Source organism: Streptomyces sp. NPDC008238 (genome assembly GCF_042956445.1).
Taxonomy (GTDB): domain Bacteria; phylum Actinomycetota; class Actinomycetes; order Streptomycetales; family Streptomycetaceae; genus Actinacidiphila.
The window spans coordinates 21,259-35,696 of the sequence record NZ_JBIBGK010000008.1; the positions used below are offsets into that span (position 1 = coordinate 21,259).

The 14,438-nt window shown below is 74.0% G+C and carries 18 protein-coding genes, 1 pseudogene and 1 riboswitch; of the genes and pseudogenes, 8 read left to right on the forward strand and 11 right to left on the reverse strand.

All coding sequences use genetic code 11. The features are described from left to right. Nucleotides 1–174 (reverse strand): annotated as a pseudogene (locus tag ACFZAU_RS18745) (trypsin-like serine protease); the annotation flags it as partial. Nucleotides 175–344: 170 nt separating this feature from the next. Between ACFZAU_RS18745 and ACFZAU_RS18750 the strand changes: the two are divergent. The 4 genes from ACFZAU_RS18750 to ACFZAU_RS18765 all read left to right on the forward strand — a co-directional run bounded on the left by ACFZAU_RS18750 (nt 345) and on the right by ACFZAU_RS18765 (nt 3,489). Continuing rightward, on the forward strand, nt 345–1,061 hold the full coding sequence (locus ACFZAU_RS18750) for a lysophospholipid acyltransferase family protein (RefSeq protein WP_499600683.1): 717 nt from the start codon (nt 345–347) through the stop codon (nt 1,059–1,061). Between the two features lie 92 nt (nt 1,062–1,153). Further along, nucleotides 1,154–2,224 (forward strand): NAD-dependent epimerase/dehydratase family protein, encoded by a 1,071-nt coding sequence (locus ACFZAU_RS18755; protein WP_500553061.1) that lies wholly within the window; start codon nt 1,154–1,156, stop codon nt 2,222–2,224. A 26-nt stretch (nt 2,225–2,250) separates the two neighbouring features. Further along, nucleotides 2,251–3,117, forward strand: a complete 867-nt coding sequence (locus ACFZAU_RS18760) for a TIGR02452 family protein (RefSeq protein ID WP_500553062.1) — start codon at nt 2,251–2,253, stop codon at nt 3,115–3,117. A gap of 9 nt (nt 3,118–3,126) precedes the next feature. Further along, the gene (locus ACFZAU_RS18765) at nt 3,127–3,489 is read left to right on the forward strand and encodes a cupin domain-containing protein (protein ID WP_499600686.1); all 363 of its coding nucleotides are present in this window, start codon (nt 3,127–3,129) and stop codon (nt 3,487–3,489) included. Nucleotides 3,490–3,575: 86 nt separating this feature from the next. On the opposite strand, the gene ACFZAU_RS18770 is transcribed toward ACFZAU_RS18765, so the two are convergent. Together ACFZAU_RS18770 and ACFZAU_RS18775 are read right to left on the reverse strand one after the other, a co-directional pair. Beyond that, complete coding sequence (locus ACFZAU_RS18770; RefSeq protein ID WP_500553063.1) at nt 3,576–5,186, reverse strand: alpha/beta hydrolase; 1,611 nt, start codon at nt 5,184–5,186, stop codon at nt 3,576–3,578. Between the two features lie 175 nt (nt 5,187–5,361). After that, a complete protein-coding gene (locus tag ACFZAU_RS18775; protein WP_500553064.1) occupies nt 5,362–5,700 on the reverse strand; it encodes a hypothetical protein in 339 nt (112 codons plus the stop codon). A gap of 688 nt (nt 5,701–6,388) precedes the next feature. Between ACFZAU_RS18775 and ACFZAU_RS18780 the strand changes: the two genes are divergently transcribed. Further along, nucleotides 6,389–6,700 carry an antibiotic biosynthesis monooxygenase family protein gene (locus ACFZAU_RS18780; protein ID WP_499600688.1) on the forward strand — a complete coding sequence of 104 codons (312 nt, stop codon included), beginning with the start codon at nt 6,389–6,391 and terminating at the stop codon, nt 6,698–6,700. A 60-nt stretch (nt 6,701–6,760) separates the two neighbouring features. Here ACFZAU_RS18780 and ACFZAU_RS18785 read toward each other — a convergent pair whose 3' ends face one another. The 8 genes from ACFZAU_RS18785 to ACFZAU_RS18820 all read right to left on the reverse strand — a co-directional run bounded on the left by ACFZAU_RS18785 (nt 6,761) and on the right by ACFZAU_RS18820 (nt 12,310). After that, nucleotides 6,761–7,204 carry a type II toxin-antitoxin system PemK/MazF family toxin gene (locus ACFZAU_RS18785; protein WP_499600689.1) on the reverse strand — a complete coding sequence of 148 codons (444 nt, stop codon included), beginning with the start codon at nt 7,202–7,204 and terminating at the stop codon, nt 6,761–6,763. Continuing rightward, the gene (locus ACFZAU_RS18790) at nt 7,201–7,980 is read right to left on the reverse strand and encodes an urease accessory protein UreD (RefSeq protein ID WP_500553065.1); all 780 of its coding nucleotides are present in this window, start codon (nt 7,978–7,980) and stop codon (nt 7,201–7,203) included. Before ACFZAU_RS18790 ends, ACFZAU_RS18785 begins: the two co-directional genes overlap by 4 nt. Further along, nucleotides 7,959–8,654, reverse strand: a complete 696-nt coding sequence (gene ureG, locus ACFZAU_RS18795) for an urease accessory protein UreG (protein WP_500553066.1) — start codon at nt 8,652–8,654, stop codon at nt 7,959–7,961. The genes ACFZAU_RS18790 and ureG overlap by 22 nt, the downstream gene beginning before the upstream one ends. A gap of 9 nt (nt 8,655–8,663) precedes the next feature. Further along, complete coding sequence (locus tag ACFZAU_RS18800) at nt 8,664–9,338, reverse strand: urease accessory protein UreF (protein ID WP_500553067.1); 675 nt, start codon at nt 9,336–9,338, stop codon at nt 8,664–8,666. 16 nt (nt 9,339–9,354) lie between these two features. Beyond that, nucleotides 9,355–11,076 (reverse strand): urease subunit alpha, encoded by a 1,722-nt coding sequence (locus tag ACFZAU_RS18805; RefSeq protein WP_500553068.1) that lies wholly within the window; start codon nt 11,074–11,076, stop codon nt 9,355–9,357. Next, nucleotides 11,069–11,380 (reverse strand): urease subunit beta, encoded by a 312-nt coding sequence (locus tag ACFZAU_RS18810; RefSeq protein WP_500553069.1) that lies wholly within the window; start codon nt 11,378–11,380, stop codon nt 11,069–11,071. The genes ACFZAU_RS18805 and ACFZAU_RS18810 overlap by 8 nt, the downstream gene beginning before the upstream one ends. A gap of 10 nt (nt 11,381–11,390) precedes the next feature. Continuing rightward, nucleotides 11,391–11,693, reverse strand: coding sequence for an urease subunit gamma (locus ACFZAU_RS18815; RefSeq protein ID WP_500464182.1), 303 nt, complete (start codon nt 11,691–11,693; stop codon nt 11,391–11,393). Nucleotides 11,694–12,016: 323 nt separating this feature from the next. Further along, complete coding sequence (locus ACFZAU_RS18820) at nt 12,017–12,310, reverse strand: type II toxin-antitoxin system Phd/YefM family antitoxin (protein ID WP_500553070.1); 294 nt, start codon at nt 12,308–12,310, stop codon at nt 12,017–12,019. An 84-nt stretch (nt 12,311–12,394) separates the two neighbouring features. Here ACFZAU_RS18820 and ACFZAU_RS18825 point away from each other — a divergent pair, with 84 nt between their 5' ends. From ACFZAU_RS18825 to ACFZAU_RS18835, 3 genes are all read left to right on the forward strand, one after another. Beyond that, nucleotides 12,395–13,036 (forward strand): ATP-dependent Clp protease proteolytic subunit, encoded by a 642-nt coding sequence (locus ACFZAU_RS18825; RefSeq protein WP_500553071.1) that lies wholly within the window; start codon nt 12,395–12,397, stop codon nt 13,034–13,036. Between the two features lie 6 nt (nt 13,037–13,042). Next, nucleotides 13,043–13,348 (forward strand): hypothetical protein, encoded by a 306-nt coding sequence (locus ACFZAU_RS18830; protein ID WP_500553072.1) that lies wholly within the window; start codon nt 13,043–13,045, stop codon nt 13,346–13,348. 351 nt (nt 13,349–13,699) lie between these two features. Continuing rightward, nucleotides 13,700–13,856, forward strand: a riboswitch (cyclic di-AMP (ydaO/yuaA leader). Nucleotides 13,857–13,859: 3 nt separating this feature from the next. Then, the gene (locus ACFZAU_RS18835) at nt 13,860–14,333 is read left to right on the forward strand and encodes a C40 family peptidase (RefSeq protein ID WP_499600699.1); all 474 of its coding nucleotides are present in this window, start codon (nt 13,860–13,862) and stop codon (nt 14,331–14,333) included. Nucleotides 14,334–14,438: the final 105 nt, after the last annotated feature.

Genomic DNA, 14,438 nt, shown 5'->3' on the forward strand with positions numbered 1-14,438 from the left:
GAACCAGGTCTCGCCTCCGGAGGAGCAGTTGCCCCGGCCTCCGGAGGCGAGACCCTGCACCTGGTCGCCGCTGATGGACGATCCGCCGGAGTCGCCCGGTTCGGCGCACACGTTCGTCGTGGTCAGGCCGTACACGCTGTCCCGGCTGTGGTCGACGGTCGCGTTCCTCGCCACGTGCCGCAGTGACCGGCCGTGACGAGGCCCCCGTGGCCGGGAAAGCCGGCGGGCGTGCCGGCCCGGTGACGCACGGCGCCCGCCGCGCCTAGACTGACCATCCTCGAACCGCGTTGTGACCTGGCAGAACGCCGCCCCGGAGCCGATCGGCGCCAGTTGGGAGTCAGTCCGTGTTCTACTACGTGCTCAAGTACGTGGTCCTCGGCCCGCTGTTGCGGGTGCTGTTCCGCCCGAGGATCGAGGGCATGGAGAACATCCCGGAGGAGGGCGCGGCGATCGTCGCGGGCAACCACCTGTCGTTCTCCGACCACTTCCTGATGCCCGCGATCCTGCCGCGCCGGATCACCTTCCTGGCCAAGGCCGAGTACTTCACCGGCACCGGCCTCAAGGGGCGGCTGACCGCGGCCTTCTTCCACAGCATCGGGCAGATCCCGGTCGACCGCTCCGGCGGCAAGGCCGGCGAGTCGGCGATCCGCGAGGGGATGAAGGTGCTCGCCAAGGGCGAACTCCTCGGCATCTACCCCGAGGGCACCCGCTCCCACGACGGTCGCCTCTACAAGGGCAAGGTCGGCGTGGCCACCATGGCCATCCGCGCCGGGGTCCCGGTGGTCCCCTGCGCGATGATCGGCACGTACGAGATCCAGCCCGCCGGCCGCCGGCTGCCCCGCATCAAGCCGGTGACCATCCGCTTCGGCGAGCCGCTGGAGTTCTCCCGCTTCGAGGGGATGGACAACGAGCGCTACGTGGTGCGCTCGGCCACGGACGAGATCATGTACGCCATCCTCTCGCTCTCCGGGCAGGAGTACGTCGACCGCTACGCCGCCGAGGTCAAGGCCGAGCAGCAGGGCCAGTCCGGCATCGGCTCCCGGCTGCGCCGCAGCGCCTGACCGGCCGCACCCGGCCGGTTGCGCCCTGCGCGGATCCGCGCAGGGCGAACGCCCCTGGCCCCGCCGTCACCGGCCCGCCTAGCGTCGCCGTCATGACGGGAACTGCGTTCGTGATCGGGGCCACTGGACAGATCGGCCGGGCGGCGGTGCGCGCCCTCGCCGAGGACGGCTGGGAGGTGCGGGCCGCCTCCCGCGGGGGCGGCGGTGAGGTGGAGTGGCCCGACGGGGTCCGGCCGGTGGCCGTGGACCGCGAGGACACCGCGGCGCTGGCGGCGGCGCTCGGCGAGGGCTGCGACGTGCTGCTGGACTGCGTCGCCTACGGCCCGGAGCACGCCCGGCAGCTGACGGGGCTGGCGGACCGCATCGGCTCGGCGGTCGTCGTGTCCAGTTGCTCCGTGTACCAGGACGGCCGGGGCCGCAGCCTCGACACCGACGGGGAGCCGGGCGGCGCGCCCGTCTTCCCGGTGCCCGTCACGGAGACGCAGCCGGTGCTGGCCCCCGGCGAGGGCGGCTACTCGGCGCGCAAGGTGGCGCTGGAGCGCGACCTCCTCGCGGCGGAGGGACGGTTGCCGGTCACCCTGCTGCGCGCCGGGGCGGTGCACGGCCCGCACAGCCTGCGGCCGAGGGAGCTGTACTTCGTCAAGCGGGCCGTGGACCGGCGGCCGTTCCGGGTGCTCGCGTACGGCGGGGAGAGCCGCTTCCACCCGGTGCACGCCGCCAACCTCGCCGAGCTGGTGCGGCTGGCCGCCCGCCGCCCGGGCTCCCGGGTGCTCAACGCCGGCGACCCGTACGCCCCGACGGTGGCGGAGATCGCGGACGCGATCGACGCGGTGCTGGGCCACGAGGCGCAGACGTACGCCGTGGACGGACCTCCCCCGACGAAGAACGTGGGCGACACCCCGTGGACCACGGCGCACCCCTTCGTGCTGGACATGTCGGCCGCGGAGCGCGAGCTGGGCTACCGCGCCGTGACCGGCTACGCGGAGTCGCTGCCGGAGAACGTGGCCTGGCTGGTGGAACGGCTCGGCGGGCGGGACTGGCGGGAGGCCTTCCCCGTCCTGGCGTCGACCTACGACCGCTTCGGCGACCTGTTCGACTACGAGGCCGAGGACCGCTGGCTGGCCGCCGGAAAACCCCTCGCCGGGCCCCGGGAGGCCGATTAGCCTCGGGGCGTGGGAAGGGAACGGACATGAGTGCGCGGCTGAGGGCCCTCGCCAAGGAGACGGAAGGCCTCGTCGCGACCGGCCGCTACCGGACGGCACGCGGTGTCGAGGTGGCGATCGGCGAGGCCGTCGAACGGGCCGTGCGGGGGACGCGGATGTACGGCCCCGGCCCCGTCGATCCCGGCCCCGTCGATCCCGGCACCGGCCCCGGCGCGGCGGGCACCGACGCGGCGGGCGGCGGGCCCACGGCCTTCGCGGTGACCGGCGAGGACAGCCTGCGGGCGGCACGCCGTCTGGTGCGGGAGGCGCCGGGGACGCCGGTCGCCGTGCTGAACTTCGCCTCGGCGCGCAATCCCGGCGGCGGCTACGTCAACGGTGCGCAGGCCCAGGAGGAGGCGCTGTGCCGGGCGTCGGCGCTGTACACGACGCTGCTCACGGTGCGGGAGTTCTACGACTGGCACCGCGCCGACCGCAGCCCCTTCTACAGCGACCGGGTGATCCACTCCCCCGGCGTCCCGGTCTTCCGCGACGAGCACGGGGTCCTCCTGGACGAGCCGTTCGAGGCCGGCTTCCTCACCTCCGCCGCACCCAACGCGGGGGTGATCGCCCGTCAGGACCCGGCGTCCGTGGAGCGGGTGCCCGCCGCGCTGGTGTCGCGGGCGGGCAGGGTGCTCGAGGTCGCGGCGGCGCACGGCTACCCCTCCCTGGTGCTGGGTGCCTGGGGCTGCGGGGTGTTCCGCAACGACCCGGCGGCGGTCGCCGCCGCCTTCCGCGAGCACCTCGGGCCGGGCGGGCGGTTCGCCGGCCGCTTCGGCCGCGTCGTCTTCGCCGTACTGGACCGGCGCGCGGACTCGCTCACCCGGGCCGCCTTCGCCGCCGCCTTCCCCGGGTAGAGGAGTCACATGAACGACAAGCGCAACATCGACACCGTGATGGACGCCGTGGACCAGAAGTGGATGCCGCACGTCCTCGCCGAGGTCAACGAGTACGACGTCAAGGTCGCCAACGTCGAGGGCGACTTCCCCGAGCACGCGCACGCGGACACCGACGAGTTCTTCCTCGTGCTCGCCGGACGGCTGCACCTGGAACTGCCGGACCGCACCGTGACGCTGGGCCCGCACGAGGTGTTCACCGTGCCCCGCGGCGTCCCGCACCGGCCGCGTGCCGAGGAGGGCACCCGGATCCTGATGTTCGAGCCGCGCGGCACCGTCAACACCGGCGACGGCAACGAGGGTTCCGGCACGACCGGGGTGCGGCTCGGTTAGTCCCGGACGCGGGCCCCGAAACGCCGGACGGCCCCGCCGCACCCCTCAGGGGTGCGGCGGGGCCGTCCGGCCTCGTACCGGGTGGGTCAGCTCGTGGGCGGCACCGGCGCGGCGTGCGGGGCGCACGTCACGTCGGACCGGTCGAGCCTGCCCGTCACGAAGTAGCCGGTGACGCGGTCGTTGACGCAGGGGTTGACCAGGCCGGTGACGCCGTGCGAACCGGCGCCCTTCTCGGTGATCATCAGCGAGCCCTTGAGCCGCTTGTGCAGCTCCACGGCGCCCGTGTACGGGGTCGCCGCATCACGGGTGCTCTGGACGATCATGACGCGCGGCAGGCCGTGGCCGGTCCGCACCTCCACCGGGGTCCGCTGCGGGACGCCCCAGGTGGCGCACGGCAGGTTCATCCACGCGTTGGACCAGGTCAGGAACGGGTACTTGGCGTGCAGCCGGGTGTTGTCGCGGTCCCAGGTCCGCCAGTCGCGCGGCCACTTGGCGTCGGTGCACTCCACCGCCGTGTAGACCGCGTTGCCGTTCTCCGAGGCGGCGTTGCCCGCGGTGTCCGACAGGTCGGGGGCCGCGGCGTCGACCAGCGCCTGGGTGTCGCCGCCGAGGTAGGCGCTCCAGATGCCGGCCACCGCCGCCCACGACGAGTCGTAGTACGGGGCGCTCTGGAAGAGGCCCAGCAGCTCGGCCGGACCCACGACCCCGCCGATGGGGTGCGCCTTGGCGGTCGCCCGCAGCCGCTCCCACTGTGCCTGGACCTTCGCCGGGGTGTTGCCGATGTGGTAGACGGAGTCGTACTTCGCGACCCAGGCCTTCCAGTCGTTCCAGCGGCCCTCGAAGGCGACGTCCTGGTCGAGGTTGTTCTGGTACCAGATCTGGTCGCGGGACGGGTTCACGACGCTGTCGACGACCATACGGCGCACGTGCGTCGGGAAGAGCGTGGCGTAGACGGCGCCGAGGTAGGTGCCGTAGGAGACGCCGAGGTAGTTGAGCTTCCGCTCGCCGAGGGCGGCGCGGACGACGTCGAGGTCGCGGGCGGTGTTGGCCGTCGTCATCTGCGACAGCATCGCGGCGCCGGTGCGCTCCTTGCAGCCTTCCGCGTACTCGGCGGCCAGCTTGCGCTGCGCGCGCTTGTCGGCCTCGCTGTCGGGGACCGGGTCGGCCTTGGGGGCCTTCACGAACTCCTGCGGGTCGGCGCAGGAGATGGGCGCCGAGTGCCCGACGCCGCGCGGGTCGAAGCCGACGAAGTCGTAGGCCTTGGCCGTCGCCGCCCAGATCGGGTTCTTGGTCGTCACGCGGAGCGGGAAGCGCATGCCGGAACCACCGGGCCCGCCCGGGTTGTAGATGAGGGCGCCCTGGCGCTCGGCGGCGGTCCCGGTGTTGCCGATGCGGTCCACCGCGATCCTGATCGTCTTGCCGTACGGCTTGGCGTAGTCGACGGGCACGGTCACCCAGCCGCACTGGACGGGGCTCGCGATGCCCCAGTCCGCGGGGCAGTCGGCCCAGTCGATGCCCTTCCGGGCCGCGTGCGCGGCGGCGATCCGTACGCCCTTGGCCTCGGCGTCGCCGCTGTGTCCGTCGTGTCCGTGGGTCGCCGGCGCACTGTGGGCGACCGCGGTCTGCGGTGCCGCCGTGGCGACGGTGCCGGCTATGAGGGCCGCGGTCAGCCCGAGCACGGCGGTGCGTCTCACCATGAACTCCCCCTGCTGTTGGTGCCGCTCGTGGCGGCCCGATCACAACTGCAGGGGGATCCTTTCGCCCGGAAGGGCTCCGGGAGAAGATCCCATGAGCGTTTCTTTACCAACCCATAAGGTGGAAGCAGCGGTTGGCGGCCTGCTCGGGGCACCGACGGCTCCGGCTGGAAGAGGCTCACCAGGTGGCGGCGGCCGGGGAGTTCGGCGACGCGGGGTTCGCGGTCAGGTCGTGGACCGGTGAACCGCAGGCCATACGCCGCCAGGTCGGCGAGCAGGTGCCCGGGCGCGGGAGCGCGGGGCGTCTCACCTCGGGCGCGGGGAGCCCGGGGCGGGACGGAGGGCGCCCTCGTGACCGGCGAGCGAGCAGGCGAGCGCCGCTCTCGGCCGCGGGGTCGTTCTCCGCGACGGGCGGCGCCGTCGCCGCGAACGTACCGGGGAAGGGGATGCCCCGTTCCCGCTCGCTGCGGTGGTACGGGCTGCCGGGCACCGCCCGCATCGCGTCGAAACCGTCCACCGCTGACTCCCCCGCCACCGCGGCGGTGGGAGCGGACGGACTCGGAGCGGTCCCCGGCCGGCGATGCGGGCGGTGGACGCGACCCGGGGGCCGCCGGCCGCTTCGGTCGTCCCGGCCCGGCCCGGCATCACGACGGTGGTCGGGGCCGAGGAGCGCCCGCCGGGGAGGGCTTCCGGACGGGCGGGGGCGCCACGAGGGGCCTGAGACCCGCACCGTGCCGGAACCCGCCAGGTCCGCGCTCGGCCGGGCGCTGCCGCCGCGGTCCGCGGCCGAGGGGGCGGCCGGCGTCGCCGCGGTGCCGCACACCGTACTGAAGGGCCGCACCACGACGGCGCGGGCGGGGCGGCGGCGGTGCCGACCGGCCTGCCGGCCGGGGCCCGGGTGCCGTGGCCCCGGGCGCCGCTCACCCGATCGGCCCAGCGCCTTTTGCCCCGCCCGGGTGAGGGCCGCACAGTCGAGTGACGGCGGTAACCAGGCGCCCCATCCCCCGGGATGGACGAGGCGGTCCCCCGGGCGACCGTCCCGGGACCCGGCTCGACGGCCCTGCCAAGGCGGTCCCGTACCGCCCCGTGCGACCGAGGGTCCCTTCCGGGCCCCACGCCACCGTCCCGAGCGCGGCCACGGGCCTCCGCCCGGCACGGCCCGCGGCGTGCGCACGGTCCTCGCGCCCCCCAAGGATCGAGGTCCCATGGACAGCACCCCGAAGACACGCGTCGTTCTGCGGATTCGGCTCCACGAGGGCACGGGCGATCAGTATGCGGCGGCATACGACCTCGTGCACCGCGGCATCGTCAACGCCGACGGCTTCATCAGCTCGCAGTTGTGCCGGTCCCACGCCGACCCCGACAGCTGGATCGTGACCAGCGAGTGGCGGTCGCTGGACCAGTACCTCGCGTACCTGGCGAGCGAGGACTTCAAGGCGCGGCGCGTCGGGCTGCGGGAGCTGGTCCTCGAGCACGAGTCGACGCAGTACTCGGTCGTCGCCGACGTGAAGCCCTGACGCAGCGCCGGTTCCGGCCCCCGGGAAGCCCTGCCTCCCCGGGGGCCGTCCGCGGGCGCGTCAGCGCCAGCGGTACAGCTCCTTGAGCCGGTTCACGACGATGTTGAAACGGCCCCGGTCGAGCGCGCAGGCCTCGCGGCGCATGCCGTCGGGGTGGACGCGCAGCACCCGGTCGACGTTCACCCAGGACGCGCGGCCGGACTTGTCCCACGGGCCGGAGCCGATGGCGACCCACTCGCGGTCGTCGTTGTGCTCCTTGCTGGAGAGCTGCACCGCGAGCAGCGTGTCGGTCCGCTCCCGCGCGACGACGAGGACCGGGCGGTCCTTGCCGCGGCCGTCGTTCTCCTCGTAGGGGACCCAGGTCCAGACGATCTCGCCCGGGTCGGGGTCGCCGTCGTGGGCGGGCGCGTACTCGGTGCGGACGGGACCGACCTGCTCCGGCTGTGCTTCGGTGGTCGCGCTGGGGCCGTAGCGGCCGGGGTTCTCGGTGTCTATGGACGTCACGGGGCCACGCTAGCCGACAGCATCCGGCGCAGGCACAGCCCGTCCGGCGCGAGCGCGGTCAGCAGCGCGGCGGGACCGGCCAGCGGCGTCAGCACGGCCTCCCCGCGCTCCGCGTCCCGCACCGGTAGCCGTGCCTGCGCCGGCTTGTCGGCGAACGCCGGGTCGACGACGAGCAGTTGACCCACGGCACGGTGGGTGTGCAGGACGGCGGGCCCGGCCCACGCCGCCGCGCCCGGCCCGAAGGACAGCTCCTGGTCCAGCAGCGGACGGCCGCCGATCCGTACCGTGAGGCGGGTGGTGAGCCGGCCCGGCCGCTCCCCCGCGCGGCCGAGGATCTGCTCCTCGCGCAGCAGCAGGCGTGCGCCCGGGGCGAGTTCGGCCCTGGTGGTCATGTGCAGGTCGCTGCCCTGCGCGGTGATCAACGGCTCCGGCAGCCAGTGCAGTTCGGCGCCCTCGCCGACGGTGAGCCGTACGTCGTAGCGCGCTTGCTCCCCGTCGCGGCCGGGCAGCGCCACGGTGGCCGCCGCCGCGTCCACGTGCAGCACGGCGCCCGGCGCGGCGGTGACGTGCACGGCCAGCCGGTCGCCGCCGAGCGGTGCGGTCATGGCGCCGACGACCGTCACCCGGGCCGCCCGTCCGTCGGCTGCCCGCGTACGGCGGAGCGCGAGCGGCCCTTCGCCGGTGAGTTCGGGCAGCGCGGTGCCGCCGCGGCCGTCCGGGACGGCGGTGATCCGCGCGGTGGCGTGGACGCCGCTCACGCGGGGACCGCGGCCCATGCCGCGAGCCGCGTACGGACCCACGCGGCGACGGGGGCGACGCCGTCCTCGGCGACCAGGGAGGTGAAGACCACCGGCAGGTCCCCGCGCTGCCGCTGCGCGTCGCGCGCCATGCGGCCGAGGTCGGAGCCGACGTAGGGGGCGAGGTCGGTCTTGTTGACCACCAGCAGGTCGGCCGTGGTGACCCCGGGACCGCCCTTGCGCGGGATGTCGTCGCCGCCGGCGACGTCGATGACGAAGACCTGGGCGTCGACCAGGCCCTTGGAGAAGGTGGCGGTGAGGTTGTCGCCGCCGGACTCCACCAGGACGAGCTCGAGCGGCCCGACGGTGTCCTCCAGTTCCTCCACGGCCTCGAGGTTGGCGGAGATGTCGTCGCGGATCGCGGTGTGCGGGCACGCGCCGGTCTCCACGGCGGCGATCCGCTCGGGCGGCAGGACGGCCTCGCGCAGGAGGAAGTCGGCGTCCTCGCGGGTGTAGATGTCGTTGGTGACGACGGCGATGGACAGTTCGTCGCGCAGCGCGCGGCACAGCGCGGCGACGGTGGCGGTCTTGCCCGAGCCGACGGGGCCGCCGAGGCCGATGCGCAGGGCGCGGCGGCCGCCGTCGGGGCGGGCGGTGGGGCCGGCCCAGGTGTGCCGCTGCGGGAGGACGGTGTGGTCGTGGTCGAGGTGCATGGGCTCCCCCTAGGAGGCGAAGAGGCGGACGGGCCACCCGGCGTGGGCCTCGGCGTACACGTCGAGCAGGGGCGCGCAGGCGGCCGGCAGGGCGTCGGTGCCCTCGGTGAGGCAGCGGTGCGCGGCGTCGGCGGCCCGGGCGGCGACCTCGGCCAGGTCCGGGGCGAGCCGGGCGAGGACGGCGGTCACCGCGAACGGGTCGAGGCTCAGCAGGCGTAGGGCGGCGGTGGCCGGGCCGGTCACGGCCTCGTACGCCGCGGCGTGGGCGGCGTCCGGCGCGGCGAGGCCGGCGGCCCCGGCCGTCACGCCGAGGACGACGGGCTGGTGGGCGCCCCGCGGCCGGGCGGCGGCGAGTGCGTCGAGTCCGGGTGACGGCCAGGCGGCGCGGGCGGCGCGCATCATCTGGCGGCCGAGGCGGCGGGCGCTCCGCCGCAGCGCGGGCGAGGGGGTGCGGGCGTCGGCGGCCTCGTCCAGGGCGAGCGGGTCGGCGCCCGCCGCGGCCGCGGCGGCGAGCGCCCCGGCCACCAGGCCCGTGGTGTGCAGCCTGCCCCGGCAGAACTCCTCCAGCGTGCCGGGCCCGGTGATCCGGCCCGCCTCGACGGCCGCCTCGGCCCCTCCGGAGTGGGCGTGGCCCCCGGCGGGGAAGCGGCCGTCGGCGAGCAGCAGCAGGGCGGCGCGGTTCATCGTCCCCGTGCTCCGCTCAGAAGAGGAAGTACCGCTGGGCCATGGGCAGTTCCACGGCCGGGGCGGGTTCGACGACGTCTCCGTCGATGCGGACGGTGAAGGTGTCGGGATCGACCTCGACCCGCGGCATGGCGTCGTTCTCGCGCATGTCCGTCTTGGTGACGCGCCGGGTGTCGCGAATCGGGAGGAACTTCTTGCCGAGGCCGAGGCGTTCGGGGAGGCCGTCGTCGAGGGCGGTCTGCGTGACGAAGGTGAAGGAGTTGGCGGCGGGGGCCCGGCCGGTCGCCCCGAACATCGGCCGCGGCATGACCGGCTGGGGGGTGGGGATGGAGGCGTTGGCGTCGCCCATCTGCGCGTAGGCGATCTGGCCGCCCTTGAGGACGAGTTGCGGTTTGACGCCGAAGAACGCCGGCTCCCACAGCACCAGGTCGGCGAGCTTGCCGCTCTCGACCGAGCCGATCTCGTCGTCGAGGCCCTGGGCGACGGCGGGGTTGATGGTGTACTTGGCGACATATCGACGTGCGCGCAGGTTGTCGGCCCGCCCGTCCCCGGGCAGGGCCCCGCGCCGCCGTTTCATGACGTGCGCGGTCTGCCAGGTGCGCAGCACGACCTCGCCGATCCGGCCCATGGCCTGGGAGTCCGAGGAGATGATCGAGATGGCGCCCAGGTCGTGCAGCACGTCCTCGGCCGCGATCGTCCCGGGCCTGATCCGTGACTCGGCGAAGGCGAGGTCCTCGGGCACGGCGGGGTTGAGGTGGTGGCAGACCATCAGCATGTCGAGGTGCTCCTCGACGGTGTTGACGGTGTGCGGCCGGGTCGGGTTGGTCGAGGACGGCAGGACGTTGGGGTGTCCGACGACGGTCATGATGTCCGGCGCGTGCCCGCCGCCCGCGCCCTCGGTGTGGTACGCGTGGATGCCCCGTCCGGCGATGGCGGCGAGGGTGTCCTCGACGAAGCCGGCCTCGTTGAGGGTGTCGGTGTGGACGGCGAGCTGGGCGCCGGTCGCCTCGCACACCGTCAGGCAGGCGTCGATGGCGGCCGGGGTGGCGCCCCAGTCCTCGTGGATCTTGAAGCCGACGGCCCCGCCGCGCAGCTGGGCGAGCATCGCCTCGTGGGAGACCGTGTTGCCCTTGCCGAGCAGGCCGATGTTGACGGGGTACTGCTCCAGCGCGGCGAACATCCGGGCCAGGTGCCAGGACCCCGGCGTGATGGTGGTGGCCTTGGTGCCCTCGGCGGGACCGGTGCCGCCGCCGACGAGCGTGGTGACGCCGGAGGCCAGGGCCTCGTCCACGATCGTCGGGGAGATGAAGTGGACGTGCGCGTCGACCGCCCCGGCGGTGACGATCCTGCCGTTGCCGGCGATGACCTCCGTCTCGGGTCCGATGACCAGGTCCGGGTGGACGCCGTCCATGGTGTCGGGGTTGCCGGCCTTGCCCAGCGCCGTGATCCGCCCGTCGCGGATGCCGATGTCCGCCTTGACCACGCCCCAGTGGTCCAGGACGACGGCGCCGGTGATCACCGTGTCGGGGGTGCCCTCGGCGCGGGTGGCGCGGGCCTGCCCCATCGACTCGCGGATCACCTTGCCGCCGCCGAAGACGACCTCGTCGCCCGAGCCGTCGGCGCCTCCCGACAGGTCCCTCTCCACCTCGACCAGCAGGTCGGTGTCGGCGAGCCGTAGCCGGTCCCCGGTCGTCGGCCCGAACAGGTCGGCGTAGACCGCCCGCGAGAGCTCAGCCATCGAGGGCACCTCCGGTCTCCCCGCGCAGCCCCACCACGATCCGCGCGCCGCCGAGCGGCACGAGCTCGACCTCGACGGGGATGCCGGGCTCGAAGCGCACGGCGGTCCCGGCGGCGACGGCCAGGCGCTTGCCGCGGGCGGCGGCGCGGTCGAAGACGAGGCCGGGGTTGGCCTCGGCGAAGTGGTAGTGGGAGCCGACCTGGACCGGCCGGTCGGCGGAGTTCAGCACGGTCAGCCGGGTGACCGGCTTACCTGCGTTGAGCACGACGGGTTCGGCGGCGTGCAGGATCTCCCCGGGGATCACGCGGCGGCCCCTAGACGATCGGCTCGTGGACGGTGACGAGCTTGGTGCCGTCCGGGAAGGTGGCCTCCACCTGGACGTCGTGGATCATCTCCGGCACGCCCTCCATGACGTCGCCCCGGGTGAGCACCTTGCGTCCGGAGGCCATCAGCTCGGCGACGGTCCGGCCGTCCCGGGCGCCCTCGAGGAGGTGCGAGGTGATCAGCGCGACGGCCTCGGGGTGGTTCAGCCTCAGCCCCCTGGCCCGCCGCCTCTCCGCCACGTCGGCGGCGACGTGGACGAGCAGGCGTTCCTGTTCGTGGGGGGTCAGTCGCATGGCCACACCTCGCAGTCGTCCCGGGTGAACGGGCCCGCCGGGCGTCCCCGGCCCGCGGATCCGCTCTGCCGTTGTCCGGAGGGCGCAGGTTAGTCCGGTGGCGTTTCGTCCGCGTTAACCGCCGCCCTCCGGACGGACGGTGCCGGTCAGGGCGCGGACGCCCTCGCCGGGGCGGCGCCCTCCGGCAGGATGCCACGGCGTCCCAGCTCCCCTGCGTACGACACGGGTTCGGCACCCCTGGTGGCCTCGGCGCCTCGGCAGGACCGGCACCGGGGGTTCCGCGCCCGCGACGGCGCCCTCTTCGACGGGCCGCGGGGGGACGCTCAGGTCCCGTCGTGGCGGGCGTTCGTCGTGCCGCGGTGCTCGGCGGCGATGCCGAAGCGCCGCCGTTCGCCCGTGGCGGACACCGCCCCCCGCACCGAGGAGACCGTACTGACCACCGCCTCCTCGGTGGCGGCGTCCAGTTCCTGGAGTCGTTGCAGGTCAGCGGCGGAAACCAGGGCGACCAGCGGCTTGCCGTGACGGGTCACGACCACCCGCTCACCGCCGTAGACGACGCGGTTGATCAGTTCCGCCAGCTCCGCACGCGCTTGTGTCACCGGTACTTCGTGGGCCATGCTCCCCATCATAACAAGATGTACGTCCTGTACATTTTTTACAGCGACGGGCACCCCTGCCCAGGTGCCCACGGAGGTGCAGCGATGCTTCGACCGACCGCCCGCTACGTCCTGCCCGAGTTCACCGAGCGCACCAGCGAGGGCGTGCGTTCCATGGACCCGTACTCCAAGCTGCTCCAGGAGCGGATCGTCCTGCTCGGGACGCCCATCGACGACACCTCGGCGAACGACGTGATGGCGCAGCTGATCCACCTGGAGTCCGCCGCACCGGAGCAGGACATCTCGCTCTACATCAATTCCCCCGGCGGGTCCTTCACCGCGATGACCGCGATCTACGACACCATGCAGTTCGTCAGCTGCGACGTGTCGACGGTGTGCGTCGGCCAGGCGGCCTCGGCGGCGGCCGTCCTGCTCGCCGCCGGAGCGCCCGGCAAGCGGCTGGCGACCCCCGGCTCGCGGGTGCTGATCCACCAGCCCTCGTTCGCGGAGGTGATCCAGGGCACCACGGCCGACCTGGAGATCCAGGCCAGGGAACTGCTCCGGCGCCGTGATCAGTTGGAAGAGCTGCTGGTACGCCACACCGGCCAGGACTCCGAGCACATCCGGGCCGACATCGAACGGGACACCATTTTTGACGCTCCGTCGGCCCTCGCCTACGGCCTGGTGGACCGGCTGACGCTGAGCCGCAAGGACGGCGCCGGCCGCGCCCCGCGCGCCGTGCGGTGACCGGCCGTGGTGCCCGAACTGCCCCCGCTCCCGGCCCTGACCCGGGCCGAGGGCGAGCTCGTCGACGCCTACCTGGGCGTCGTGGACCTGCTGGGCCGGATCAACCCGTCCCGTTCCCGGGACACCTACGGGGCGCTGCGCGCCGCGCAGGCCCTGGTGGGGCGGGCGGCGGAGCTGCGTGACGCGCTGACGCTGATGCATGCGCGCGGGGAGAACGAGGTGCACACGGCGACACTGGAAAGGGCGCTGCGGGTGCTCGACGGTGAACGGCGCACGGGACAGGTCACCTTGCCGTCACCGCGACCTCGCTGACGGAGCGTCACGACACACTGGTCCGTTCGGGCGGCGCGAACTCGAACCGAATGGACTCGCCCGATCGTTGTATCTGCCGTGGACGGCCGGATGACCCCGAGTTGCGCGATATGGCCGCACACAACCGGAATCTGACGCTCCATCCCAGGTGTTCGACTGGTTTCGAGTCGTCAGTCCACGACCTGTGTCCCGGAGTCCACCCGAATAGGTGAGTCGTGAACAGACTCACATTCGACCGGTTGCGCTGGGAATCGACCGCTTCGGTGGGTGATCATCCCTTCGACGACAAGCCCCCGTCATCCCGGCGGGGCGGTCCGCGCGGACGCCGAATCCTGCCGCCGCGCGGATGCCAGGTCGACGACGACGCATCGGCAGGAGCGGAGGACCCGAGCAAGACGGGTCCGGCGCCGGTCGCCGGACCCTTGGGGTGAAGCCGCAGCCGCGGCCGGGCATCTTCGCCTGCCCGAACCCGACAGGTCATCCTTCGCAGGCGGACGACGAAGGGTTGCGCATGAGTGCGCCGACAGCCATGTCCGGGGTCCTGTGCCGGCTGGGGGCGGTCTCCGCCCTCACGGCGGCCGCCGTGGCCGGTCCCGCGGTACTGCCCGAACTCGCCCAGCAGGCCGAGGCGGCGACCGTCTCCGCCAAGGCGCTGAAGATCGCGGCGTCCAAGAAGGGCGCCCTCTACCAGTACGGCGCGGCCGGTCCCGGCAGGTTCGACTGCTCCGGGCTCACCTTCTACTCGTTCAAGAAGGCGGGCAAGAAGCTGCCCCGCACCGCGGGGGCGCAGTACAACAGCGTCCGGCACATCCGGAAGTCCGGGCGGACCCGCGGTGACCTGGTCTTCTTCCACTACGGGAGCAACGTGTACCACGTGGGCATGTACGCCGGGCACGGGAAGATCTGGCACTCCCCCAGGCCCGGCGGGCGGGTGCGGCTGGAGAAGATCTGGAGCCGCAGCGTCTGGTACGGCCGGGTCAAGTGACCCCGGTCGCGGGGGGGGGGGGGGGGGCCGGCGCGCCGGGGCCCCCCCCCCCCCCCCCCCCCCCCCCCCCCCCCCCCCCCCCCCCCCCCCCCCCCCCCCCCACGT

Bases quoted from the DNA above. Each gene is read 5' to 3' on its own strand.
- ACFZAU_RS18815 (WP_500464182.1), bottom strand. From the start codon at position 11,693: ATGCGACTGACCCCCCACGAACAGGAACGCCTGCTCGTCCACGTCGCC.
- ACFZAU_RS18825 (WP_500553071.1), top strand. From the start codon at position 12,395: ATGCTTCGACCGACCGCCCGCTACGTCCTGCCCGAGTTCACCGAGCGC.
- ACFZAU_RS18820 (WP_500553070.1), bottom strand. From the start codon at position 12,310: ATGGCCCACGAAGTACCGGTGACACAAGCGCGTGCGGAGCTGGCGGAA.
- ACFZAU_RS18800 (WP_500553067.1), bottom strand. From the start codon at position 9,338: ATGAACCGCGCCGCCCTGCTGCTGCTCGCCGACGGCCGCTTCCCCGCC.
- ureG (WP_500553066.1), bottom strand. From the start codon at position 8,654: ATGCACCTCGACCACGACCACACCGTCCTCCCGCAGCGGCACACCTGG.
- ACFZAU_RS18765 (WP_499600686.1), top strand. From the start codon at position 3,127: ATGAACGACAAGCGCAACATCGACACCGTGATGGACGCCGTGGACCAG.
- ACFZAU_RS18805 (WP_500553068.1), bottom strand. From the start codon at position 11,076: ATGGCTGAGCTCTCGCGGGCGGTCTACGCCGACCTGTTCGGGCCGACG.
- ACFZAU_RS18835 (WP_499600699.1), top strand. From the start codon at position 13,860: ATGAGTGCGCCGACAGCCATGTCCGGGGTCCTGTGCCGGCTGGGGGCG.
- ACFZAU_RS18790 (WP_500553065.1), bottom strand. From the start codon at position 7,980: ATGGGCCGCGGTCCCCGCGTGAGCGGCGTCCACGCCACCGCGCGGATC.
- ACFZAU_RS18755 (WP_500553061.1), top strand. From the start codon at position 1,154: ATGACGGGAACTGCGTTCGTGATCGGGGCCACTGGACAGATCGGCCGG.
- ACFZAU_RS18780 (WP_499600688.1), top strand. From the start codon at position 6,389: ATGGACAGCACCCCGAAGACACGCGTCGTTCTGCGGATTCGGCTCCAC.
- ACFZAU_RS18770 (WP_500553063.1), bottom strand. From the start codon at position 5,186: ATGGTGAGACGCACCGCCGTGCTCGGGCTGACCGCGGCCCTCATAGCC.
- ACFZAU_RS18760 (WP_500553062.1), top strand. From the start codon at position 2,251: ATGAGTGCGCGGCTGAGGGCCCTCGCCAAGGAGACGGAAGGCCTCGTC.